Here is a 24,909-nt window from a genome sequence, read left to right as displayed (position 1 = left end):
AGGGTGGCACAAGGCCACCCTGCGGTTTCAGGGCGTTTAATGTGCGTCAACAAACACAATCTTCAGCACGAACAGCAGCGCCACCACTACCACGCACGGGCTGATTTCACGCCAGCGGCCGGTTCCCAGCTTCATCACACAGTAAGAGATAAAGCCCAGCGCGATCCCTTCGGTAATCGAGAAGCTGAACGGCATCATCGCGGCGGTGACAAAGGCCGGAACGGCTTCGGTCAGGTCGTCCCACTTCACGCGTGCAAGGCTGGACGTCATCAGTACGCCAACGTAAATCAGCGCACCGGCTGCCGCATAGGCGGGCACCATACCGGCCAGCGGAGACAGGAACATCACCAGCAGGAACAGAATTCCGGTGACGACCGCCATCAGCCCCGTGCGCCCGCCGACGGACACGCCGGAAGAGCTTTCGATGTAGGCAGTCACAGAGGAAGTACCGATAAATGAACCGGCTACCGAGCTGATGCTGTCAACGTACAGCGCCTGCTTCATGCGTGGGAATGTGCCTTTTTCATCGGTCAGACCGGCCTTATCGGTAACGCCGATCAGCGTGCCGGAGGAGTCAAACAGGTTGACCAGCATAAAGGAGAAGATAATCCCGGCCATTCCGATATTCAGTGAGCCTGCGAGATCCACCTGGCCCAGCACCGACGTAACCGGCGGCGGCGCAGAGAAAATGCCGGTGTATTTCACATCACCAATCGCCAGGCCAATCCCGGTTGTCACCACGATGGACACCAGTACCGCCGCGTGAATATTGCGGGATGCCAGAATCGCGATGATAAAGAAGCCCAGCGCCCCCAGCAGCACACTGTGCGAGGTCAGATTGCCGACGCTGACCAGCGTGGCTTCGTTAGGCACGATGATCCCGGCATTTTTCAGGCCCATCATCGCGATAAACAGCCCGATACCGGCGGTGATACCCACGCGCAGGCTGACCGGGATATTGGCAATCATCCAGTAGCGCACGCGGAAAATGGTCAGCAGCAGCAGGCCGGTCGCGCCCCAGAAGATCGCCCCCATACCCACCTGCCAGGAGATTCCCATCGCACCCACCACCACGAAGGCAAAGAAGGCGTTCAGGCCCATTGCCGGTGCCAGCGCAACCGGCAGATTAGCCACCAGCCCCATCAGGATGCTACCGGCAGCGGCGATCAGGCAGGTGGTTACAAACACCGCCTGCGTGTCCATACCGGCCACGCCGAGGATCTGCGGGTTAACAAAAACGATGTACACCATCGTCAGAAACGTGGTGAAGCCGGCAATCACCTCAGTGCGTGCTGTGGTGCCATGCTCCTGCAATTTAAAAATCCGTTGTAACAAACCGGGATTAGTCATTATGTGTTTCCAGAAACGGAGAAAAATGTCGACGGCTATCCTACCCCATAATGATGCGTTTTGGATGGGGGGTAACCGGTTTTTTCGCAACCGATTGCGCTGTTTTCGCCGTCGTATCACTACCATTAACCGTAATTGACATTTGCAGTCGCAATCCTGCTACAGTCGCGTAAAGTAGAAAAGAAAGCCTAACCGACCTGAAGGACGCGCAGATGTCAGTGGAGTGTGTATTTTTTGATTGTGATGGAACGCTGGTAGACAGCGAAGTGCTCTGTACCCAGGGCTATGTGAATACCTTTGCGCAGTTTGGCGTTACGCTTTCGCTGCAGGAGATGTTCGAGAAATATAAAGGCGTAAAACTGTATGACATCGTGGCCGATGTCTGCGAACAGCATGGCCTGACCACCCCGGTTGAGGTGCTCGAACCGGCCTACCGCGCCGAAGTGGCAAGACTGTTCGATCGGGAACTGAAGGCGATCCCCGGCGCTAAAGCGCTGGTAGAAAACATTCAGGTGCCAATGTGTGTCGTATCCAACGGTACGGTACCGAAAATGCAGCACTCGCTGGGCCTGACCGGGCTGCTGCCGTTTTTCAGCGATCGCCTCTACAGCGGCTACGATATCCAGCACTGGAAGCCCGAGCCGGAGCTGATGCACCACGCCGCGCAGCAGATGGGCATCCCGATTGAGCATTGCATCCTGGTGGATGACTCAGAAGCCGGGGCAAAAGCAGGGATCGCCGCCGGTATTCCGGTATTTTACTACTGCGCGGACGCACACAATCCCACTCTCGACCATCCGCTGGTCACCGTATTTACCGATATGGCGCAGCTTCCCGCCCTGTGGCGTGAAAAAGGCTGGCAGCTGACGCGCTAGCGGCCGGGCCAGCGCCGGGTATAGAAACCGTCTATATCCGGCCGGAATAAATCAATTTCACTTCGTCCCCTCCCTGACCCTATGCTGCTACAGCACAGGCATCGGCCAGGAGAGAATATGGAAAACCAACGACTTGCTACCGCCGTACTGGCGGCACTGGGCGGCGCGGATAACGTCGCCGCACTGCGCTACTGCGCCAGCCGCGTTCGGCTAAAACTGCACGATAACACCCAAATTGACCGGCAGCTGATTGAGCAGCAGCCCCCGGTCAGAGCGCTGCTGGAAGTCACCCTTTCCCCGCAGCTCACGGAATTCCAGCTGGTAATGGGGCCGGGCCAGTCGCGGCCGCTGTATCAGGCGCTGGTCGAACGGGTCGGTGAAAAGTAGCTACGACACCAGATGGCGAACCGGTTCAAGGAACTGATGTAACAGCTCCTGCATTTGCACCACATGGGGCGCATCGGCCTTTTCCCGCATCAAATAGATGCCGACCGTACACGGCTGGCTTTCTTCTGCCAGCTGCAAAGGCTCAAGGCCATACCGGGCAAAATACCCCGCCATGCAGGAAGGGTAGTTCAGCATCATGGCGTCAGAGTCGTTAATCATATCCACCGCCGACATCATTGAGCTGGTAGACCAGATCACCCGTTCGGCCAGGTGCAGACGATTACGCGCCTGCCTTTTGTGCTGCATATCATCCATCATATGCTGGTAGCGGCTCTCGTCCGGCGTCAGCTCCACATAGGGGTATCCCAGCAGCTCGTACTCCTCCACCGGCCTGCCCAGCAGCGGATGCCCGCCGCGGACAAACATGCTATCGCGCGTGCTGAACAGCGGCAGAAAACTGATGCCCGCCTTCGGATTCAATCCTTTGATTTCATGTCCAATAAACAGATCGATATCGCCACCTAACAGCAGATCCATCAGGCGCAGGTGATTGCCGAGATCGATATGAATATTGACCGTGGGATGCAGGGTGCGATAGGCGTTAAAGCTGTCGCGAACGAACATATACCACCAGGCATGTCCCGCCCCCATCCGCAGGCTCTGCCCCTGCCGGGCTTTTATCGAAGCCAGCTTAATCAGGGTGTTATCGTAGATGCGCTGCATCATCTGGGCCTGCTCCAGCAGCAGTTCACCAAATTCCGTGGTATTCACCCCGGTTGAGGTGCGCTCCAGCAGCTGCACGCCTAAATTCTCTTCCAGTTTCTTCATGTTATGGGTCAACGTGGGCTGACTCAGGCAAAGTTTGTTTGCCGCATGGCTCACATTTCCCAACATCGCGACTTCGATAAACTGACGTAAAATTTTGTCCACGATCATATTTTCCGCAAGTGACATAGATATTTTCTATAGCATAGCCAATTAAATCGATTTCCTTCAATGATCCGCTTTCGCTAGCTTGTCCGGTAACGGCACCCGGCCGCTAACTGAGAGGACGTCATGAGAAAAGTGATTCCGAGCCTGCTTGTCTGCGCGGCGGCGCTGCTATCTGCTCCCACCCTGGCCGATACCCTGCGTATGGAGTGCCCACCCAGCAGGGAAGGCCGCCAGTTCTGTAATGACATCAAGCAGCGCTTTGAAGCGCAGACCGGCCATACGCTGGAATTTATCGATCTCCCCCGCGCCTCGGATGAAAAGCTGTCGCTGTTTCAACAGCTGTTTGCGGCGAAAGACAGCAGCGCCATCGATCTGTTTCAGGCCGATACCGTGTGGATCGGCGTACTGAATAAGCATCTGCTGGATCTCACCGATCGCGTCGGCTCGATGCGCGACGATTTCTTCCCCTCCGCCTGGCAAAATAACGTGGTTAACGGTCGGGTCAAAGCCGTACCCGCTTTTCTGGATACCGGCGCGCTCTATTACCGCAAAGACCTGCTGGAGCGCTACGGTGAACAGCCGCCAAAAACCTGGGATGAGATGGCCCGCATCAGCACGCGCATTCAGCAGCAGGAGCGTGAGGCCGGGCATAAAAACTTTTGGGGCCTGGTGTTTCAGGGCAAATCCTACGAGGGGCTGACCTGCAACGTGCTGGAGTGGGTGGCTTCGCAGAGCGGTGGCGACTTTATTACTCAGGACGGCGCGATCACCATCAATAACCCGCAGGCGGCGCTGGCGCTGGATAAAGCCGCGGGCTGGATCGGCAACATCGTGCCGCGCGGCGCGCTGGGCTACATGGAAGAGGAGTCACGCGCGGTATTCCAGAACGGCGATGCGCTGTTTATGCGCAACTGGCTGTACGCCTGGGTTCTGACCCAGGACAGCAGCAGCGCAATCAAGGGCAAAGTGGGCCTGATGCCGCTGCCCGCAGGCGATGAAGGCCGTTCACTCAGTACGCTTGGCGGCTGGCAGTGGGCGATCAGCGCCTACACCAAAAACCCCGATGCCGCCTTCGAACTGCTGAAAATCGTCAGCGATGCCAAATCGCAGCGCGAAGGGCTGACGCTGATGGGCTGGCCGCCGTCGCGTATCGCACTGTATGACGATCCGCAGGTGCTGGCTCAGGTGCCCTATCTGGCCAGCTTCAAGGAGATTTTCGCCAGGGCCATTCCGCGCCCGGCCACCCAGACTAAACGCCAGTACGCCCAGGTTTCCCGGGCGATCTACAACGCCACCTTTAATGTGCTTCGCGGCAGCAGCGATGGCGCAACGGCAGTCGCTGGTCTGCAGCAGCGCCTGGAAAGAATCAAAGCCAGAGAGTGGCGCTGATATCGCCCTGTAAACCTACCGGAGCCTGCACGATGAAAGATGAAACGCGTTCCTTATCCCTGACGGCAACGCCGGAGCCGCACGCGGTAACCTCGGCGAAACGCAGCAAACTGAATCATCAGCAGCGGCGCAGCCGCGTGGCCTGGCTGCTGGTGGCACCCGCTATGCTGCTGCTGGCGACAGTGGCGGGATGGCCGCTGTTGCGCACCCTGTTCTACAGCTTCACCGATGCCATGCTGGATACGCCGGACGATTATCGTTTCGTCGGCTTCGCTAACTACCTCGACTTCGCCGACGGCGGCCATCGCTTCGGCATCCTGGCCGATCCGCAGTGGTGGCTGGCGGTGGGCAATACGCTGCGCTTCAGCCTGATTTCGGTATCTCTGGAGCTGGTGTTTGGCATGCTGCTGGCGCTGCTGATGAACCAGAAGTTTCGCGGTCAGGGCCTGGTGCGCACCGCCATTCTGGTTCCCTGGGCTATCCCGACGATCGTCTCCGCCAAGATGTGGGGCTGGATGTTTCACGATCAGTACGGCGTGGTGAACGATCTTCTGCTGAAGCTGGGCGTTATCAGCACGCCGCTGGCCTGGGTGGCAGAACCGAATCTGTCGATGTGGGCGGTGATTATCGCCGACGTATGGAAAACCACGCCGTTTATGGCGCTGATGCTGCTGGCCGCGCTGCAGCTTATCCCCGGCGATCTGTATGAAGCCGCCCGGGTTGACGGGGCCAACGCCTGGCAACGTTTCCGCCGCATCACGCTGCAGCTGATTATGCCCGCGATGATCGTTGCGCTGATTTTCCGCGTGATGGATGCGCTGCGGGTGTTTGACCTGATTTACGTCCTGACCTCCAACAGCGAAGCCACGGTATCGGTCTCCGGCTATGCCCGCGACCTGATGGTCAGCTATCAGCAGATGGGTTCCGGCTCTGCCGCCTCGGTACTGGTGTTCATGATGGTCGCGGGTATCGCAGCCTGCTTCCTGGCGGCGGGCCGCTTTAATAACGGAGAAAACAAATGAAACTGAGCCGTCACCAGCAGCGAATGGGCCATAAGGCGCTGATTTTTTCCGGCGCGGCGCTGGCCAGTATTCTCTGCCTGTTCCCGTTTTATTACGCCATTGTCACCTCGCTGCGCGAGGGGAAAGATCTTTTTCGCGTCAGCTATCTGCCGGACGGGATGAACTGGGGCAACTACCTGAATGCGCTGATGGAAAGCGGCATTGCCCGCAGCCTGCTGAACTCGATAACGGTGGCGACTCTGACGGTAGGCCTGTGCCTGCTGGTTTCCATCACCGCCGCGTTTGCGCTGGCGCGCATCCGCTTTCGCGGCCGCAAATACCTGCTGTTTACCATCCTCTGCGTTTCGATGTTTCCGCAGGTGGCGGTGCTTTCCGGCATGTTCGAGCTGGTGCGCTTTATGGGCCTCTACGACTCACTGGGCGCGCTGGTGCTCTCGTACACCACCTTCTCGCTGCCGTTTACCGTCTGGGTGCTGACCACCTTTATGCGCGCTATCCCGGTGGAGCTGGAAGAGGCGGCAATCGTCGACGGTGCCAGTACCTGGACCATCATCACCCGCGTTTTCTCCCCCATTATGGGGCCGTCGCTGGTTACCACCGGGCTGCTGGCGTTTATCGGCGCATGGAATGAGTTCATGTTCGCGCTGACCTTCGTGATTTCCAGCGGCAAACGCACCGTGCCCGTCGCTATCGGCATGCTACAGGGTGCCTCTCAATATGAACTTCCGTGGGGCACCATCATGGCGGCCTCGGTCATCGTCACGCTGCCGATCGTCGGACTGGTGCTGCTGTTCCAGCGCCGCATTGTCAGCGGATTAACTAACGGCGCAGTTAAAGGCTAATGTCGATTTACCTCAAGGAGATAAGCAAATGGCTACAAAAATCGTTTTAGTGGGTGCGGGCAGTGCACAGTTCGGCTACGGCACGCTCGGGGATATTTTCCAGAGTACCACGCTGTACGGCAGCGAGATCGTGCTGCTCGATATCAATCCTGCCGCGCTGGCGGTGACGGAAAAAACCGCACGTGATTTTATTGCCCATGAAGATCTGCCCTTCATCATCAGCGCCACCACCGACCGCCGTGAAGCCCTGCGCGGCGCGGAGTTTGTAATTATCTCCATCGAGGTGGGCGATCGCTTCGCGCTGTGGGATCTCGACTGGCAGATCCCACAGCAGTACGGTATTCAGCAGGTGTACGGCGAAAACGGCGGCCCCGGCGGCCTGTTCCACTCGCTGCGCATCATCCCGCCGATTCTGGATATCTGCGCCGATATTGCCGATATCTGCCCACAGGCCTGGGTGTTCAACTACTCCAACCCGATGAGCCGCATTTGTACCACCGTACATCGCCGCTTCCCGGAGCTGAACTTTGTCGGCATGTGCCACGAAATCGCCTCGCTGGAGCGCTATCTGCCGGAAATGTTAGGAACATCCTTTGATAATCTCAGCCTGCGAGCGGGGGGGCTTAACCACTTCAGCGTGTTGCTGGAAGCGCGCTACAAAGACAGCGGCGAGGATGCCTATGCCGATGTCCGTGCGAAAGCGCCGGATTATTTCTCCCGCCTGCCGGGCTACAGCGATATCCTGGCCTACACCCGCATCCACGGAAAAGTGCTGGAAACGGAAGGCGCTACCGAACGCGCCGCGCTGGGCGGCCGGGACAGCGCCTGGGAGTGGGCGGACCGCACGCTGTTTAAGGAAATTTTGCAGAAGTTTAATTATCTGCCGATCACCAGCGACAGCCACTTCGGCGAGTACATTCGCTGGGCCAGCGAGGTCAGCGATCATCGGGGTATCCTCGACTTCTATACCTTCTACCGTAACTACCTCGGCCACGTTCAGCCATCGATCGAACTAAAGATGAAAGAGCGGGTGGTGGCAATCATGGAGGGGATTATCAACGATTCCGGTTACGAAGAGGCCGCGGTCAATATTCCCAACCGTGGCTTTATCAAACAGCTGCCGGAATTTATCGCGGTGGAAGTCCCGGCGATTATCGATCGTAAAGGCATCCATGGCATTCCGGTTGAGGTTCCGTCCGGCATCGCCGGGCTGCTGTGCAACCAGATTGGTATCCACGATCTGACCGCAGAGGCAATTCTTAACGGCTCGCGCGATCTGGTGATTCAGGCGCTGCTGGTGGATTCGGTTAACGACAAGTGCCGCGCCATTCCTGAACTGGTGGACGTGATGATATCGCGTCAAAGCCCGTGGCTTGATTACCTGAAATAAGCCCTGGACGGGGCGCCGCGGCGCTCCGTCTACCCATCGCAAATGCTGAGTGGAGAGAATATGGCGCAATTAACGCTGAAAAACCTGCAAAAACGCTACGGCAACAAAGCGGAAGTGATTAAGTCACTGGATCTTCAGATTAACAGCGGCGAGTTCGTGGTGGTGGTCGGGCCTTCCGGCTGCGGCAAGTCCACGCTGCTGCGCATGATCGCTGGCCTGGAGGAGATCAGCGGCGGCGGCATGTACATCGACGGTAGCTACGTGAACGACGACAGCCCTTCAGAACGCGGTATCGGCATGGTCTTCCAATCCTATGCGCTCTATCCGCATATGAGCGTGTACAAGAATATGGCCTTCGCGCTGGAGCTGGCGGGCCATCCGGCGGATGACATCGCGCGTAGAGTACATGAAACCGCCGGAATCCTGCAGCTGGAACCGCTGCTGGAGCGGCGACCGAAGGATCTCTCCGGCGGTCAGCGCCAGCGCGTGGCGATTGGCCGGGCGATTGTGCGCGAACCCCGGCTGTTTTTGTTCGATGAACCGCTCTCTAACCTCGATGCCTCACTGCGCGTGCAGATGCGGATGGAGGTCGCCTCGCTGCACAAGCGGCTTGGCTCGACGATTATTTATGTCACCCACGATCAGGTGGAGGCCATGACTCTGGCCGACCGCATCGTCGTGCTGAATAAGGGAAATATTGAACAGGTTGGCACGCCGCTGGAGCTGTACGACCATCCGGCCAACGAATTTGTCGCCCAGTTTATTGGCTCACCGAAAATGAATCTGATCCCGGCGGTTCTGCGCCGCGCCGGAGAACAACAGAGCGTGGTGGAGTTGGATAACGGTAAATCACTGGTGCTGCCCATCGCGACGCCGCCCGAAGCCGAGGGGCAAAGCGTCAATATCGGTATTCGCCCGGAGCATATCCGCGGTGGCAACCTGGCGCAGTGTGAATATCAGGGCGAAGTGATGTTTGTTGAGCATATGGGCAACGAAACCTACCTTTATCTGGATAACGGCAACGTCAGTGAACCCTGGGTCGTGCGCAATCCCGAACGCTCAACGATCCGGGTGGGAGATACCGTTGGCGTTGGCCTGCCGGTAGAGTGCTGCTACCTGTTCGACAGCCAGGGCCGCGCCTTTCAGCGGCTGGTCGCATCGTCGGCAACGCATTAAACCTGAAGGGAAACGTTATGCATCATGTCAATACGGTACACTGACGGAACAGCAAGGGAGTGAGAGTCTGCAATCTGAGCGGGAAACTGCTGCGGCACTGTGAAGCACGGATCTCAACGCGACAGACCCGCTCGGCCCGGACGATCATCGCATCCGGGCCTGGCCAGTATCAGCCAATCGCTCCCAGCACATCCTCGCTGCCCTGCTTTTTCGGCAGCAGGAACAGGGTGGCGAAGATATCCAGCAGGTAGATCAGCGCCAGCAGAGTAATCGCGGCGGTAAACGACCACTGGCCCACCAGCAGACCGATCACCAGCGGACCAAAGCCGCCGACGCCACGGCCCAGATTGAACAGGACGTTCTGCGCGGTTGCACGCACCTTCACCGGATAGGTGTCAGAGATCAGCGCGCCGTAGCCGCCAATCATGCCGTTAACAAACATCCCCATCAGCGCGCCGGTAAACAGCATCACCGTCGGATCGCGCAGCTGGGCATAAACCACCACCATCACTACTGCGCCAACCTGATAAATCAGGAAAATTTTCCAGCGCGCGAAGCGATCCGCCAGCACACCAAACAGCCAGATGCCGAAGGTCATGCCCACCACGGTCACCGCCGTCCACAGGCCGGATTTGGTCAGCGAGAAGCCGAAGCTGGAGGAGAGGTAGCTCGGCATCCAGATCATCAGCCCGTAGTAGCCGAAGTTCTGCACCGAACAGAGGATAAAAATACCGATACTGGCTTTCGAAGTGGCCCTGTCGGCAAACAGCAGCCGGATGCGTGCCGGGAACGACAGCCCCTGGTTCACGTCGACATGCTTCGTAAAGGCTTCCGGTTCGCCCATGCCGCGACGGATGGCAAATGAGGCCAGCGCCGGGAGAAGGCCGACAAGGAACATGCCGCGCCAGCCGATAATGTCCAGCAGGAACGGGGTGATAAACGCCGCCAGCAGTACGCCGAGCTGCCAGCCCATGCCCACCCACGCCGAGGCGCGGTTACGTTTGTTGGCGGGCCAGGCCTCGGCGATCAGCGCCATGCCGATACCAAACTCACCGCCCAGCCCCATACCGGCCAGGGTGCGATACGCCAGCAGATCCCAGTACCCCTGCGCCACGGCGCAAAGTCCGGTAAACACCGAGAACATCAGAATGGTGAAGGTCAGCACGCGTATACGACCCAGCCGGTCACTGAGGTGACCGAAGACAATTCCACCGATCACCGCACCGATCAGCGTCCAGGTCACCAGAGATCCCGCCTGAGACGCGTTAAGCACCAGCGAGGCGCTGATCGCCGGCAGCATAAAGCCGAGGATCAGCAGGTCAAAACCATCCATTGCATAGCCGCTGACCGCGGCAACCATCGCTTTACCCGGCGTCACGCCGCGTTTAGCAGAAGGAGAAGAAGACATTATTTCAAAGCCATATCGTTCAAATTGTGCGCCAAGTATATACCTGAAATAAATCCGGTTGCATCTGCCGGGCAGCGGGTGGGAAAAAAGCGTTGTCGTCGGTTACGCTTTGGCGGAGAAATGAAACTTCAGTGAGGCCGTCGCAGACAAGGTGTAGAACAAAAAAAGAACAGTCGGGGAGAATGTCGGCAGCGGAAAAAAACCAGATCGGCAGTATGAAGATGCGAGCAGAGGAAAAGCGGGGCTGCGATTGGCGGCCCCGCTGATTATCAGGCGGGATTGCTGCCGCTGTCGTCACCGGCCAGCAGTTTATCCAGCTGGTCGCCGCCGACGTGGCGGAAATCCTGGCCCTTCACGAAGTAGAAGATGATTTCGCAGATATTCTGGCAGCGGTCACCGATACGCTCGATGGCGCGGGCGCAGAACAGCGCGGTCAGCACGCTTGGGATGGTGCGAGGGTCTTCCATCATATAGGTCATCAGCTGGCGCACGATGCCCTCATATTCCTGGTCAACCTTCTTATCTTCGCGATAGATTTCAATCGCCGCATTCAGATCCATGCGCGCAAACGCATCCAGCACGTCGTGCAGCATCTCAATGGTGTGGTGGCCCAGCGATTCCAGGCTCACCAGCAGCGGCTGCTGCTGCTGGGTAAATTTCTCCAGCGCGGTACGGCTGATCTTCTCCGCCACGTCACCGATGCGTTCCAGCTCGGAGATGGTTTTGATAATCGCCATGACCAGGCGCAGGTCGCTGGCGGTCGGCTGACGTTTGGCGATGATGCGCACGCAGGCTTCATCGATCGCCACTTCCATCATGTTGACCTTGTGATCGCCTTCAATCACTTTGTTGGCCAGCTCGCCATCCTGGTTATGCATGGCGGTAATGGCGTCAGTCAGCTGCTGCTCCACCATTCCTCCCATGGTCATCACCTGGGTACGAATATGCTCCAGCTCGGCGTTGAACTGGCCGGAGATGTGTTTGTTCAGATTTAAGCTTTCCATCTCAAACTCCAGACCTGTTTAAAACAGGCGTTAAGAACGCAGTCAGTTTGGGGGCGGACCGTCCGCCACCGCAAATTGGCAAGGGTAACTGCCTGTTTTCAGCCGTAGCGGCCGGTAATGTAATCTTCTGTTTGCTTCTGGGCTGGCTTGGTAAACAGCGTATCGGTATCGCTGAATTCAATCAGTTCACCCAGGTACATAAACGCAGTGTGATCGGAGCAGCGTGCGGCCTGCTGCATGTTGTGGGTCACGATCACCACGGTGTAGTCCTGTTTCAGCTCGGTAATCAGCTCTTCAACGCGGCCGGTTGAGATCGGGTCCAGCGCTGAGCAAGGCTCATCAAGCAGCAATACTTCCGGGCGAATCGCGATGCCGCGCGCGATACACAGGCGCTGCTGCTGGCCGCCGGACAGACTGTAACCGCTCTGATGCAGCTTGTCTTTGGTTTCCGTCCACAGCGCGGCTTTGGTCAGTGCCCACTGCACGCGCTCATCCATATCGGCACGCGACAGTTTTTCGAACAGGCGCACGCCGAAGGCGATGTTGTCATAGATGGACATCGGGAACGGCGTTGGCTTCTGGAACACCATCCCAACACGGGCACGCAGCAGGGCGATATCCTGGCTGGCATTCAGAATGTTGTCGCCATCCAGCAGGATTTCGCCTTCCGCGCGCTGCTCCGGGTAAAGAGAAAACATCTTGTTAAAGGTACGCAGCAGGGTGGATTTACCACAGCCGGACGGACCGATAAACGCGGTAACCTGGTTTTTCGCAATATCCAGGTTGATGTTCTTCAGCGCGTGGAATTTTCCGTAATAGAAGTTCAAATCGCGAACCTGAATCATCTTAGCGGAAGTATTAATCATTTTGCTCTCACTTAGTCCGCGCCGCCGCAGCCGCGCTGCTTAATTAATGTTTACTCTTGGCGAAAACTACGCGTGCCAGGATGTTAAGTAACAGTACGCACAGCGTAATAATCAACACACCCGCCCAGGCCAGGCTTTGCCATTCGGCAAACGGACTCATAGCGAACTTAAAGATGGTCACCGGCAGGTTCGCCAGCGGCTGCATCATGTCGGTACTCCAGAACTGGTTCGACAGTGATGTAAACAGCAGCGGAGCGGTTTCCCCGGCAATACGGGCAATCGCCAGCAGCACACCGGTCAGGATGCCGGAGATTGACGCTTTAAGCGTAATCGCCGAAATCATCTTCCACTTTGGCGTACCCAGCGCGTAGGACGCTTCACGCAGGCTGTCAGGAACCAGCTTGAGCATGTTTTCCGTCGTACGAATAACGATAGGGATCTGCAACAGCGCCAGCGCAACCACACCAGCCCAGCCGGAGAAGTGCTGCATCTGCGCCACCACGATGGTGTAGACGAACAGGCCCACCACAATCGACGGTGCTGAGAGCAGGATATCGTTAATAAAGCGGATAATTTCAGCCAGCCAGGACTTACGGCCGTACTCGGCCAGATAAATCCCCGCCATAATGCCCAACGGTGTGCCGAACGCGGTTGACCAGAAAATCAACAGGCCGCTGCCCGCCAGGGCGTTAGCCAGGCCGCCACCCGCCGTGTTTGGCGGAGGGGTGTTTTCGGTAAACAGCGACAGAGACATGCCGTCGATGCCGCGTGTCACGGTGGCGAACAGGATCCACACCAGCCAGAACAGGCCAAATGCCATGGTCAGCAGCGACAGGGTAAGGGCGATACGGTTCTTGGTCCGACGCCAGGACTGCATTTTACGACGCGATGCTTCCAGCTCAGCGCGAGCCTGCATTTCCATCGTGGTCATGAGCGCGCTCCTTCACTTTTCGCCAGACGCATAATCATCATCTTGGAACAGGCCAGTACGATGAAGGTAATCACAAACAGAATCAGCCCCAGCTCCATCAGCGCAGCGGTATGCACACCGGACTCGGCTTCAGCAAATTCGTTAGCCAGTGCGGAGGTAATACTGTTGCCAGGCATAAACAGCGAGGCGCTGTCGAGCTGGTAGGTGTTACCGATAATAAAGGTCACCGCCATCGTTTCGCCCAGCGCACGCCCCAGACCCAGCATCACGCCGCCGATTACACCGTTTTTGGTGAACGGCAGGACGACGCGCCAGATGACTTCCCAGGTGGTACAACCGATGCCGTAGGCGGACTCTTTCATCATCACCGGCGTCTGCTCGAAGACGTCGCGCATCACCGAGGCGATATACGGAATGATCATGATCGCCAGGATGATACCCGCCGCCAGGATACCGATACCGAATGCCGGGCCGGAGAACAGCGCACCAACAATCGGGATGTTGGACAGAACATCACCGACCGGCTGCTGGAAGTACTTCGCAAACAGCGGCGCGAAGATAAACAGGCCCCACATGCCGTAAACGATACTTGGAATTGCTGCCAGGAGTTCAATTGCCACGCCAAGAGGACGGCGCAGCCAGTTTGGAGCCAGCTCGGTCAGGAACAGTGCGATACCAAAGCTCACCGGAACAGCAATGATCAGGGCAATAACAGAGGTGACGATGGTGCCGTAAATCGGAACCAGCGCACCGAATTGTTCGTTAGGCGCATCCCACTCTTTGGTCCACAGGAAGGAGAAACCAAATTTATGGATGCTGGGCCAGGAGGAAAATATCAGGGAAACAATAATGCCACCGAGGAGGAGCAGAACAATCAGCGCGGACAGTTTTACCAGCGCACCGAAAATAATGTCACCCTGTTTGCCGGGGGCTTTGAATGTCGGCTTGGTTGCAGCCATAGTCTTCTCGATTTTGATACTGCGGATAAGTATCGGGTCAGGCGAACCTGACCCCTGGGATAGTCAGCCGAAGCTTAGTACAGAGCTTTACCGGAGCTGTCTTTCACGTTCGCTTTCCATGCTGCGCGGATCTGCGTTACCACTGACTCAGGCAGTGAAGCGTAGTCCAGGCCAGCGGTGGTTTTGCTACCGTTTTTGTAAGCCCAGTCGAAGAACTTCAGTACGGCTGCGCCTTTCTCAGCGTTAGCCTGCTCTTTGTGCACCAGGATAAAGGTGGTAGAGGTGATTGGCCACGCGTTGTCGCCTTTCTGGAAGGTCAGATCCTGAGCGAACGATTTGCTCCAGTCTGCGCCTTTAGCAGCATCGCTAAAGCTCTTCTCGCCTGGCTCGATTGCTTTACCATCCGCATCCACCAGCTTGGTGTACGCCAGGCTGTTTTGCTTAGCGTAAGCGTATTCAACGTAACCGATTGAACCCGGCAGACGCTGTACGAATGCAGCTACGCCGTCGTTGCCTTTACCGCCCAGACCAACCGGCCAGTTAACGGTGCTGCCTTTACCGATTTTGCTGTTCCAGTCGCTGTTCACTTTAGACAGGTAGCTGGTGAACACGAAAGAGGTACCGGAACCGTCAGCGCGGCGTACCACGTTGATGTCAGAGTCCGGCAGTTTCACGCCCGGGTTCAGCTTGGTGATCGCCGCGTCGTTCCACTTTTTGATGTTGCCCAGGTAGATGTCGCCTACGGTTTTACCGTCGAGGATCAGCTGGCCAGATTTGATACCAGGAATATTAACCGCCAGTACCACGCCGCCAATAACTGTCGGAAACTGGAACAGGCCGTTAGTCTGTAAATCTTCATCTTTCATTGGCGCATCAGATGCACCGAAATCTACGGTTTTAGCGATGATCTGCTTAACGCCGCCGGAGGAACCGATCCCCTGATAGTTAACCTGAGTACCTGTTGCTGTGTTGTACTCAGCAGCCCACTTGTTATAAACCGGAGCAGGGAAAGTACCGCCAGCGCCGGTCAGGTTGGTGGCTGCCATGGCAGAAACCGCGCTCAGAGACAGGGTTACGGCGACGAATTGAGCCAGGGTTTTGTGCATCAGTGTCATGTTCCCTCCACGGGATTAAAAGTCAGGCCAGTGCTGTGTTTATCTGATTAATGTTTGCTGCTGGAGGCAAAATAGGACAGTTTGGTGACAGTAAAATGTACGAAATATGACACTTTTATGACATGCACCCTGAGGCATTACAGACGGGGTTTAAATCAGTGACGCTGAATTAACGCGCAATACCTGATGGGATATTGCGCGAAGGGACATTCACGTTTATTACGGCTGAGAACACTCAATTCCTTCCATGGCCTGGCAGATAACATCGTCAAACTGATGTGACTGCTGAAGTTTTTCCGGCCACTGATAGTAGGGCAAGTTCGCCTGTCGCGACTGTTCCTTACTTAACTCCTGAAGTCGGGTTAGCAAAGGTTCCAGCGCCTCTCCGCCGGGCAGCGTGGTAGTGCGAAAGACCGGATTACCGTCAAGATAGCGTACGGCCTCAAGTTCCGGCGACAGCGTGACCGTGCCGTATTTCTCCCTGGCCAGGCGCTGCCAGAAAGGCCAGGCGGAATAGCGCAGGGCATAAAGCTCAGCGCCTTTCAGCGGCGGCCGCGCCTGTAGTTTTTTCGACATGACAATTTCGCCGTTATACGCGGATTCGATCCAGCGTGTCATCCCCTCCAGCAACCAGCCGACTTTAAACTGGGTGTAGCCGTACTGATAAAGATGAAACAGCTCGTGAGCCGGGGTGGGATTAAGCGGTTGATTGAGCTTAGAACTGATGCGGATGGTTAAGGCACAGGGCAGCCAGTTACCGTCCTCTCCCTTCACCCGCGTCACTTCATCGAAGGCCATACCGTTGCCGCGCGGCAGGTCAAACAGATAAACATGGATGGCTTTTGCCAGCCGGTAACGCGGCTGTTCCAGCGGTGGAGTTAATCGCAGCATCTTTTGATAGTACTGATTGGCGGCCTGCAGCTGGATCGCCACGTTTTTGACGTAGTCCGGCGTGCCGCTGCCGGTGGTGTCCTCCAGCGGTGGGGCATTGTCACCGCTGCGGGTGTAGAAAATAACAAAAGGCTCGGCACGCAGGGTTTCCGTCAGCGGATGCTGCTGTAAAAAGGCGCTGTCTCGGCACTCCCCCGGTGCATCCATTGCAGGCTGCGGTGGACGCGCTGCCTGTGCGCCGCCGGAGATGCCTAGCAGCCCGCCCAGCCCCATCAGTATCGCCATCAACTTTTTCAGTAACATGTCCTGCTCCTGCAACTCGCCCGGATAATCCCGCTGTCGAAAGATAAAAAAAATCCAGCCGGCTGTAGGTCAGCGGGCTGGATTATATTTTAGCCGGGATCTGCGAACAGAAACGGCGGGGCAGAAATTATTCTACGGTAACGGATTTCGCCAGGTTGCGCGGCTGATCGACGTCGGTGCCCTTAATCAGGGCGACGTGATAGGAGAGCAGCTGTAGCGGCACGGTGTAGAAGATCGGCGCAATCACCTCTTCAACGTGCGGCAGCGGAATAATCCGCATCCCTTCGCTACTGGCAAATCCGGCATCGACATCGGCAAACACGTACAGCAGGCCGCCGCGCGCGCGAACTTCTTCAATGTTCGACTTCAGCTTCTCCAGCAGTTCGTTGTTTGGCGCCACCACGATCACCGGCATATCGGCATCAATCAGCGCCAGCGGACCGTGCTTCAGCTCGCCCGCCGCATAGGCTTCCGCATGAATGTAGGAGATCTCTTTCAGCTTCAGCGCCCCTTCCATAGCGATCGGATACTGATCACCACGGCCAAGGAACAGCGCATGCTGTTTATCAGAGAAATCTTCCGCCAGCTCGGCAATCAGCTCATCCTGAGACAGCATCTGTTCAATGCGGCTCGGCAGCGCCTGCAGGGCATGCACGATATCGTGCTCAACCTGCGGGTCGATACCTTTCAGGCGGCCCACGCGCGCCACCAGCATCAGCAGCACGGTCAGCTGGGTGGTGAAGGCTTTGGTGGAGGCCACGCCAATTTCAGTACCGGCTTTGGTCATCAGCGCCAGATCCGACTCGCGAACCAGTGAAGAACCTGCCACGTTGCAGATGGCCAGCGATCCCAGGTAGCCCAGCTCTTTTGACAGACGCAGCGCCGCCAGCGTATCGGCGGTTTCACCGGACTGCGAAAGAGTGATCAACAGGCTGTTTTTACGCACTGCGGATTTGCGGTAGCGGAACTCAGAGGCGATCTCCACATCGCACGGCACGTTAGCCAGCGATTCAAACCAGTAGCGGGACACCATACCGGAGTTATAGGAGGTGCCGCAGGCCACAATCTGGATATGCTCAACGTTGGACAGCAGCGCATCGGCATTTGGCCCCAGCTCGGAGAGATCCACCTCGCCGTGACTGAAACGCCCGCTCAGGGTGTTTTTAATCGCGACGGGCTGTTCATAAATTTCTTTCTGCATATAGTGTCGATAAATCCCTTTATCACCGGCGTCATATTGCACGTTGGATTCAATTTCCGCACGTTTCACCGTGTTGCCGTTGCGATCGATGATGATCACATCACGGCGGGTGATTTCAGCAATATCGCCTTCTTCCAGATAAACAAAGCGGCGAGTGACCGGCAGCAGCGCCAGCTGATCGGAGGCGATGAAGTTCTCACCCACACCGCGACCAATCACCAGCGGACTACCGGAGCGTGCCGCTACCAGCGTAGACGGATCGCGGCTGTCCATAATGACCATGCCGTAGGCACCGCGCAGCTGAGGAATGGTGCGCAGCACCACCTCACGCAGCGATCCGCCCTGTTTTTGCTCCCAGTGAACCAGATGGGCAACCACTTCGGTGTCGGTTTCGGAAGCAAATGAGTAACCGCGCTCGATCAACAGCTCGCGCAGCGGTTCGTGATTCTCGATAATGCCGTTGTGAACAATGATGATATGGTCGGAAATATGCGGATGCGCATTGGCCTCCGACGGCTCTCCGTGAGTTGCCCAGCGGGTATGAGCAATACCGGTTCCCCCCACCAGCGGCGTTTCTTCCGCCGCTTCGGCCAGGTTAACGACCTTGCCCAAACGACGCAGACGGGTCACATGCCCCTGCTGGTCAACAACGGCCAGACCGGCGGAGTCATAACCGCGATACTCCAGACGACGCAGGCCTTCAAGCAGGATTTCTGCAATATCACGCTGCGCTACAGCACCAACAATTCCACACATAGTAAATTTTCCTGACTTAATGGCATTTCATATGCCATCAGCGTTGTCTTCTGACCTGATTTTCCGGTGTATACCGGTTCCCCGAGCCTTGTAGAGAGTGGGGATTATTTTTATGTTTACTGCTTTTTATATCGGGCAGGGGAGAACCCCAGCCCGTTGAAAACCTATTTTTTCTTTACCGGACGCTGCCAGCTGGCGTTCAGCTGCTGCTCTTTCCGATTGTAGACCAGCCCGGCGGCGGGCACGTCTTTCATAATAGTCGTTCCGGCAGCAATAGTGACGCCGTCAGCGACTGTAACCGGGGCAATAAGCTGGGTATCCGAGCCGACAAACACATCATCACCGATGATGGTTTTCGACTTATTCACGCCGTCGTAATTGCAGGTGATTGTACCTGCTCCAATATTTACGTTTGTACCAATCTCGGCATCACCCAGATAGCTCAGATGTCCCGCCTTGGAGCCTTTGCCGAGGCGTGCTTTTTTCATCTCAACAAAGTTACCGACATGGGCACCTTCTGCCAGCTCACTTCCCGGACGCAGGCGGGCGAATGGCCCGACTGTGCAGGCTTCAGCCAGCTGCGCATCTTCAATGACGGTGTACGGGCTGATAATACTGTCGTCGGCGATAACGCTGTTTTTAATCACGCAGCCGCTGCCGATTTTTACCCGGTCACCCAGGGTAACGTGGCCTTCAATAATCACATTGGTATCAATCACCACATCGCGACCGTGCTCCAGCGTACCGCGCAGATCGAAGCGTGCAGGGTCCAGTAGCATTACCCCGGCCAGCAGCAGCTTTTCCGCCTGCTCGGCCTGATAAACACGTTCCAGCGTAGCCAGCTGCAGGCGATTGTTGACGCCGTCGGTTTCCGTGGTGCGGGCAGGGTGCACCGCTTCAATATGGCGGCCTTCCTGATGCGCCAGCGCAATGATATCGGTGATGTAGTATTCACCCTGGGCGTTGTTATTAGTGAGCTTGCTCAGCCAGCGCTTGAGGTCAGCACCATTGGCGATCAGGATACCGGTGTTGATTTCATTAATCAGCAGCTGTTCCGGTGCGGCATCTTTTTGCTCGATAATGCCAACCACATTGCCACCTTCCCGGATGATGCGACCGTATCCCGTTGGGTTATCCAGGATCACCGTCAGCAGGCCAATGCCGCCTTCGGGTTTAGCCGACTGCAGGCGGCGCAGGGTATCCACCGAGATCAGCGGCACGTCGCCGTACAGCATCAGAATATCTTCATCATCGGCAAAATGAGGTGCAGCCTGCTGCATCGCGTGCCCGGTTCCCAGCTGCTCGGCCTGGAGCACCCAGTTCAGAGAGGCATCATCCAGCGTGCTTTTCAGCAGATCGCCACCGTGACCGTAAACCAGATTAATCTGCTGCGCGTTTAACACCTTAGCGGCATCAATAACGTGCTGAACCATCGGTTTTCCGGCCAGCAGGTGCAGCACTTTTGGCAGGTCGGAGTACATGCGGGTTCCTTTGCCAGCGGCAAGGATCACCACGCTCATCGGGCTGGTAGACATAGACATCCTGATTCTTGTTTTGATGAGGAAAGTAAAGCGGTTTAGCGCTAAGAATACTACATTTTTCTTGGCCCGAAATTAGCTTTCAGAACGGTGGAAATCTCAAACGGCAGGCAAAAAAATGCCAGTCAGTTTCCTGACTGGCATTCTGCAGCTTAAACCTGAGTTACATCGCTTTCTTGGTCAACTCAATGACGCGCAGCTTAGCAATGGCTTTCGCCAGTTCTGCCGACGCGATAGCGAAGTCAACATCGCCGTGAGAGCTGTTCATATGCTCTTCAGCTTTGCGTTTCGCTTCCAGCGCGCGCGCTTCATCAAGGTCGGTACCACGGATCGCGGTGTCAGCCAGCACGGTAACCGCGCCAGGCTGCACTTCCAGCACGCCGCCGGAGAGGTAAATCACCTCTTCGTCACCGTGCTGCTTAACGATGCGAACCATACCAGGCTTAATGGCAGTCAGGAGCGGGGCGTGGTTTGGGCGAATACCCAGCTCACCTTCGCTACCTGATACCTGGATGCTTTGTACCAGACCGGAGAACATTTGCAGTTCTGCGCTGACAACGTCCAGGTGAAAAGTCATAGCCATAATTAACCTCCTGAGAAACTAACCCGTCATACTTCAGGCCGCATTGCTGCAGCCTGAATGACTCAGGGTAAAAATTACAGTTTCTTCGCTTTTTCCACGGCTTCTTCGATGGAACCAACCATGTAGAAAGCCTGCTCTGGCAGATGGTCGAACTCGCCTTCCATAATGCCTTTAAAGCCACGGATGGTATCTTTCAGCGACACGTATTTACCCGGAGAACCGGTGAATACTTCTGCCACGAAGAATGGCTGGGACAGGAAACGCTGCATCTTACGAGAGCGTGCTACCACCAGTTTGTCTTCTTCTGACAGTTCGTCCATACCCAGGATGGCGATGATGTCTTTCAGTTCCTGATAACGCTGCAGCAGTGACTGAACGCCACGCGCGGTGTCATAGTGTTCCTGACCAACAACCAGTGGATCCAGCTGACGGCTGGTAGAATCCAGTGGGTCAACCGCCGGGTAGATACCCAGGGAAGCGATCTGACGGCTCAGTACCACGGTTGCGTCAAGGTGCGCAAAGGTGGTGGCTGGTGATGGGTCAGTCAAGTCATCCGCAGGAACGTAAACGGCCTGTACGGAGGTGATTGAACCGGTCTTGGTAGAGGTGATACGTTCCTGCAGAACGCCCATCTCTTCCGCCAGCGTTGGCTGATAACCTACCGCAGAAGGCATACGACCCAGCAGTGCTGATACTTCAGTACCGGCCAGGGTATAACGGTAGATGTTATCGATGAACAGCAGTACGTCACGACCTTCGTCACGGAACTTCTCAGCCATGGTCAGGCCGGTCAGCGCAACGCGCAGACGGTTTCCTGGTGGCTCGTTCATCTGGCCATAAACCAGTGATACTTTGTCGATAACGTTAGAGTCGGTCATCTCGTGGTAGAAGTCGTTACCCTCACGAGTACGCTCACCCACACCGGCAAATACGGAGAAACCTGAGTGCTCAGCCGCAATGTTACGGATCAGCTCCATCATGTTTACGGTTTTACCTACACCCGCACCACCGAACAGACCCACTTTACCGCCCTTAGCGAACGGACACATCAGGTCGATAACTTTGATACCGGTTTCCAGCAGCTCCTGAGAGTTTGACTGGTCTTCGTATGAAGGTGCTGCGCGGTGAATCGCCCAGCGCTCTTCTTCGCCGATATCGCCTTTCATATCGATTGGCTCACCCAGCACGTTCATGATACGGCCAAGTGTTGCAGTACCTACTGGTACTTCGATCGGGTGCTCAAGGTCAACGGTTTCCAGACCACGCTTCAGGCCGTCTGAAGAACCCATAGCGATGGTACGAACCACGCCACCACCCAGCTGCTGCTGAACTTCCAGCACCAGACGAGCATCACCATTTTTAACCTCAAGGGCGCTGTACACTTGTGGTACTGCGTCCTGAGGGAATTCGACGTCAACTACGGCGCCGATTACCTGGACAATCTTTCCAGTAGCCATCTTGAATCCTCTACCTAATTCGTTTATACCCCGCCGGTTCGAAACGCAGCAGGGTATACCTGGTTAAACCGCGGAGGCCCCCGAGACGATCTCGGTAAGTTCCTGGGTGATGCTGGCCTGACGAGCCTTGTTGTATACCAACTGCAGCTCTTTGATCAGGTTTCCGCCGTTGTCGGTTGCGGCTTTCATCGCCACCATTCGCGCGGCCTGCTCGCTGGCCAGGTTTTCTACAACACCCTGGTAAACCTGAGATTCGACATAGCGACGCAGTAACGTGTCCAGCAGCGCTTTCGGATCCGGCTCATACAGATAGTCCCAGGTGCTCTTCTTCACAACGCCTTCCGAATCATCGGCTGCAGGTAACGGCAGCAGCTGTTCGATCTGTGGAGACTGAGACATGGTGTTGATAAATTTGTTGCTGACAATAAACAGCTTGTCCAGGCGGCCTTCATCGTATGCTTGCAGCATCACTTTGACCGGGCCAATCAGGTCGGAGAGGGCAGGTTTGTCGCCCATTCCGGTTACCTGAGCAACCACGTTGCCACCGACAGAACTGAAGAATGACAGACCTTTGGAACCGATAATGGCGAGATCGCTCTCAACGCCTTTATCCGCCCAGCCTTTCATATCCGCCAGCAATCTTTTGAACAGGTTAATGTTCAAACCACCACAAAGCCCGCGGTCGGTAGATACGACCAGATAGCCAACGCGTTTAACGTCGCGCTCTTCCAGGTAAGGGTGCTTGTATTCCAGATTACCTAACGCAATGTGACCAATCACTTTGCGCATGGTTTCTGCATAAGGACGGCTGGCCGCCATGCGTTCCTGCGATTTACGCATTTTGGAGGCGGCGACCATTTCCATCGCTTTGGTGATCTTCTGCGTGTTTTGCACGCTGCCGATCTTACTACGTATCTCTTTTGCGCCGGCCATAAGCTTCTCCTCAAAGCCTTGCGGCCTGCCCCCTAAGGGACAAGCCGCCAGACATTACCAGGACTGGGTTGCTTTAAACGTCTCGAGGAGGCCTTTCAGCTTCTCTTCGATTTCGCCGTTATAGTTACCAGTCTGGTTGATATCAGCCATCAGCTCAGCGTGATCGCGATCCGCGAAGGCCAGCAGTGCCGCTTCGAAGCTACCGATTTTCGCCAGTTCGACGTCATTCAGGAAGCCGCGCTCGGCAGCAAACAGCACCAGACCCTGCTGCGCTACAGACATCGGCGCATACTGTTTCTGTTTCAGCAACTCGGTCACTTTCTGACCGTGGCTCAGCTGTTTGCGGGTTGCTTCGTCCAGATCGGATGCGAACTGAGAGAACGCAGCCAGTTCACGATACTGTGCCAGAGCGGTACGAATACCACCGGACAGTTTCTTGATGATCTTGGTTTGCGCTGCACCACCAACACGGGATACAGAGATACCCGGGTTAACCGCTGGACGAATACCAGAGTTAAACAGGTTGGTTTCCAGGAAGATCTGACCATCGGTAATCGAGATTACGTTGGTCGGAACGAACGCAGAAACGTCACCCGCCTGGGTTTCGATGATTGGCAGCGCGGTCAGAGAACCGGTTTTACCTTTCACTTCACCGTTGGTGAAACGCTCAACGTAGTCGGCGCTCACGCGGGAAGCACGCTCCAGCAGACGGGAGTGGAGGTAGAACACGTCGCCTGGGAATGCTTCACGGCCCGGTGGACGGCGCAGCAGCAGGGAAACCTGACGGTAAGCAACGGCCTGTTTAGACAGGTCATCGTATACGATCAGCGCGTCTTCACCGCGGTCACGGAAGTATTCGCCCATCGCACAACCGGCGTATGGTGCCAGGTATTGCAGAGCAGCAGACTCAGATGCGGTTGCAACCACAACGATGGTGTTAGCCAGCGCGTTGTGTTCTTCCAGCTTACGCACCACGTTAGCGATGGTAGAAGCTTTCTGACCGATAGCAACGTAAACGCATTTGATGCCGGAATCGCGCTGGTTGATGATCGCATCGATCGCCATCGCGGTTTTACCGGTCTGACGGTCACCGATGATCAGCTCACGCTGGCCACGGCCGATTGGAATCATCGCATCGACAGATTTGTAACCGGTCTGTACAGGCTGGTCAACGGACTGACGATCGATAACGCCAGGTGCAATCACTTCGATCGGCGAGAAGCCGTCGTTGTCGATAGCGCCTTTACCGTCGATTGGTGCACCCAGGGTGTTCACCACGCGGCCCAGCAGGCCACGGCCTACCGGAACTTCCAGGATACGGCCAGTACACTTAACCTTCATGCCTTCGGCGAGGTCAGCGTATGGGCCCATCACTACTGCACCAACGGAGTCGCGCTCCAGGTTCAGTGCGATAGCGTAACGGCTACCCGGCAGGGCAATCATCTCACCCTGCATCACATCGGCCAGGCCGTTAACGCGGATGATACCGTCACTGACGGAAACAATAGTACCTTCGTTGTGAGCTTCGCTCACTACATTGAACTGAGCAATGCGCTGCTTGATCAGTTCGCTGATTTCGGTGGAATTCAGTTGCATATGC

Annotated in this window: 22 protein-coding genes; 7 read left to right on the top strand and 15 right to left on the bottom strand. The window is 56.3% G+C overall.

Going from position 1 to position 24,909, the window contains the following annotated elements; all coding sequences use genetic code 11:
* Nucleotides 1-36: 36 nt before the first annotated feature.
* Complete coding sequence (locus IBT47_RS12250) at nucleotides 37-1,350, bottom strand: NCS2 family permease (RefSeq protein ID WP_105595309.1); 1,314 nt, start codon at nucleotides 1,348-1,350, stop codon at nucleotides 37-39.
* A 212-nt stretch (nucleotides 1,351-1,562) separates the two neighbouring features.
* Here IBT47_RS12250 and yieH point away from each other — a divergent pair, with 212 nt between their 5' ends.
* Nucleotides 1,563-2,225, top strand: a complete 663-nt coding sequence (gene yieH / locus IBT47_RS12245) for a 6-phosphogluconate phosphatase (protein ID WP_200560631.1) — start codon at nucleotides 1,563-1,565, stop codon at nucleotides 2,223-2,225.
* 117 nt (nucleotides 2,226-2,342) lie between these two features.
* The gene (locus IBT47_RS12240) at nucleotides 2,343-2,612 is read left to right on the top strand and encodes a PTS transporter subunit EIIB (RefSeq protein ID WP_105595307.1); all 270 of its coding nucleotides are present in this window, start codon (nucleotides 2,343-2,345) and stop codon (nucleotides 2,610-2,612) included.
* On the opposite strand, the gene IBT47_RS12235 is transcribed toward IBT47_RS12240, so the two are convergent.
* The gene (locus IBT47_RS12235; RefSeq protein ID WP_105595332.1) at nucleotides 2,613-3,548 is read right to left on the bottom strand and encodes a LysR family transcriptional regulator; all 936 of its coding nucleotides are present in this window, start codon (nucleotides 3,546-3,548) and stop codon (nucleotides 2,613-2,615) included.
* A gap of 120 nt (nucleotides 3,549-3,668) precedes the next feature.
* On the opposite strand from IBT47_RS12235, the gene IBT47_RS12230 reads away from it, so the two are divergent.
* From IBT47_RS12230 to IBT47_RS12210, 5 genes are read left to right on the top strand one after another with little or no spacing between them, the layout of a single operon-like run.
* Nucleotides 3,669-4,934: an ABC transporter substrate-binding protein gene (locus IBT47_RS12230; protein ID WP_200560630.1), complete on the top strand. Its 1,266-nt coding sequence runs from the start codon at nucleotides 3,669-3,671 to the stop codon at nucleotides 4,932-4,934.
* A 32-nt stretch (nucleotides 4,935-4,966) separates the two neighbouring features.
* Nucleotides 4,967-5,956: a carbohydrate ABC transporter permease gene (locus IBT47_RS12225; RefSeq protein WP_200560629.1), complete on the top strand. Its 990-nt coding sequence runs from the start codon at nucleotides 4,967-4,969 to the stop codon at nucleotides 5,954-5,956.
* Complete coding sequence (locus IBT47_RS12220) at nucleotides 5,953-6,798, top strand: carbohydrate ABC transporter permease (protein ID WP_200560628.1); 846 nt, start codon at nucleotides 5,953-5,955, stop codon at nucleotides 6,796-6,798. The genes IBT47_RS12225 and IBT47_RS12220 overlap by 4 nt, the downstream gene beginning before the upstream one ends.
* Before the next feature lie 28 nt (nucleotides 6,799-6,826).
* Nucleotides 6,827-8,188: an alpha-glucosidase gene (locus IBT47_RS12215; protein ID WP_200560627.1), complete on the top strand. Its 1,362-nt coding sequence runs from the start codon at nucleotides 6,827-6,829 to the stop codon at nucleotides 8,186-8,188.
* A 60-nt stretch (nucleotides 8,189-8,248) separates the two neighbouring features.
* Nucleotides 8,249-9,364 carry an ABC transporter ATP-binding protein gene (locus IBT47_RS12210; RefSeq protein ID WP_200560626.1) on the top strand — a complete coding sequence of 372 codons (1,116 nt, stop codon included), beginning with the start codon at nucleotides 8,249-8,251 and terminating at the stop codon, nucleotides 9,362-9,364.
* 169 nt (nucleotides 9,365-9,533) lie between these two features.
* On the opposite strand, the gene IBT47_RS12205 is transcribed toward IBT47_RS12210, so the two are convergent.
* The 13 genes from IBT47_RS12205 to atpA form a co-directional block, all read right to left on the bottom strand.
* Nucleotides 9,534-10,772: an MFS transporter gene (locus IBT47_RS12205; protein ID WP_200560625.1), complete on the bottom strand. Its 1,239-nt coding sequence runs from the start codon at nucleotides 10,770-10,772 to the stop codon at nucleotides 9,534-9,536.
* Nucleotides 10,773-11,041: 269 nt separating this feature from the next.
* Nucleotides 11,042-11,776: a phosphate signaling complex protein PhoU gene (phoU, locus tag IBT47_RS12200; protein ID WP_105595300.1), complete on the bottom strand. Its 735-nt coding sequence runs from the start codon at nucleotides 11,774-11,776 to the stop codon at nucleotides 11,042-11,044.
* A gap of 98 nt (nucleotides 11,777-11,874) precedes the next feature.
* Entirely contained in the window at nucleotides 11,875-12,642 is a 768-nt protein-coding gene (pstB, locus tag IBT47_RS12195; protein WP_105595299.1) for a phosphate ABC transporter ATP-binding protein PstB, read from the bottom strand.
* A 43-nt stretch (nucleotides 12,643-12,685) separates the two neighbouring features.
* Complete coding sequence (gene pstA, locus IBT47_RS12190) at nucleotides 12,686-13,573, bottom strand: phosphate ABC transporter permease PstA (RefSeq protein ID WP_200545842.1); 888 nt, start codon at nucleotides 13,571-13,573, stop codon at nucleotides 12,686-12,688.
* Nucleotides 13,570-14,532, bottom strand: a complete 963-nt coding sequence (pstC, locus tag IBT47_RS12185; protein ID WP_105595297.1) for a phosphate ABC transporter permease PstC — start codon at nucleotides 14,530-14,532, stop codon at nucleotides 13,570-13,572. The genes pstA and pstC overlap by 4 nt, the downstream gene beginning before the upstream one ends.
* 74 nt (nucleotides 14,533-14,606) lie before the next feature.
* Nucleotides 14,607-15,647, bottom strand: a complete 1,041-nt coding sequence (gene pstS, locus IBT47_RS12180) for a phosphate ABC transporter substrate-binding protein PstS (protein ID WP_200560624.1) — start codon at nucleotides 15,645-15,647, stop codon at nucleotides 14,607-14,609.
* Nucleotides 15,648-15,866: 219 nt separating this feature from the next.
* Entirely contained in the window at nucleotides 15,867-16,841 is a 975-nt protein-coding gene (locus IBT47_RS12175; RefSeq protein WP_200560623.1) for a peptidase, read from the bottom strand.
* Between the two features lie 127 nt (nucleotides 16,842-16,968).
* A complete protein-coding gene (glmS, locus tag IBT47_RS12170; protein ID WP_200560622.1) occupies nucleotides 16,969-18,798 on the bottom strand; it encodes a glutamine--fructose-6-phosphate transaminase (isomerizing) in 1,830 nt (609 codons plus the stop codon).
* 164 nt (nucleotides 18,799-18,962) lie between these two features.
* A complete protein-coding gene (gene glmU / locus IBT47_RS12165) occupies nucleotides 18,963-20,333 on the bottom strand; it encodes a bifunctional UDP-N-acetylglucosamine diphosphorylase/glucosamine-1-phosphate N-acetyltransferase GlmU (RefSeq protein WP_200560621.1) in 1,371 nt (456 codons plus the stop codon).
* 166 nt (nucleotides 20,334-20,499) lie between these two features.
* The gene (locus tag IBT47_RS12160; protein ID WP_105595290.1) at nucleotides 20,500-20,919 is read right to left on the bottom strand and encodes a F0F1 ATP synthase subunit epsilon; all 420 of its coding nucleotides are present in this window, start codon (nucleotides 20,917-20,919) and stop codon (nucleotides 20,500-20,502) included.
* A 74-nt stretch (nucleotides 20,920-20,993) separates the two neighbouring features.
* Entirely contained in the window at nucleotides 20,994-22,376 is a 1,383-nt protein-coding gene (gene atpD / locus IBT47_RS12155; RefSeq protein ID WP_105595289.1) for a F0F1 ATP synthase subunit beta, read from the bottom strand.
* A 63-nt stretch (nucleotides 22,377-22,439) separates the two neighbouring features.
* On the bottom strand, nucleotides 22,440-23,309 hold the full coding sequence (atpG, locus tag IBT47_RS12150; RefSeq protein WP_105595288.1) for a F0F1 ATP synthase subunit gamma: 870 nt from the start codon (nucleotides 23,307-23,309) through the stop codon (nucleotides 22,440-22,442).
* A gap of 54 nt (nucleotides 23,310-23,363) precedes the next feature.
* Entirely contained in the window at nucleotides 23,364-24,905 is a 1,542-nt protein-coding gene (gene atpA, locus IBT47_RS12145) for a F0F1 ATP synthase subunit alpha (protein ID WP_105595287.1), read from the bottom strand.
* Nucleotides 24,906-24,909 lie beyond the last annotated feature (4 nt).

The sequence above is a fragment of the Erwinia sp. S43 genome (assembly GCF_016624745.1).
Lineage (GTDB): Bacteria > Pseudomonadota > Gammaproteobacteria > Enterobacterales > Enterobacteriaceae > Erwinia > Erwinia coffeiphila.
The sequence above is the reverse complement of the archived record's forward strand: the minus strand, read 5'-3'. Positions and strand labels throughout refer to the sequence as shown.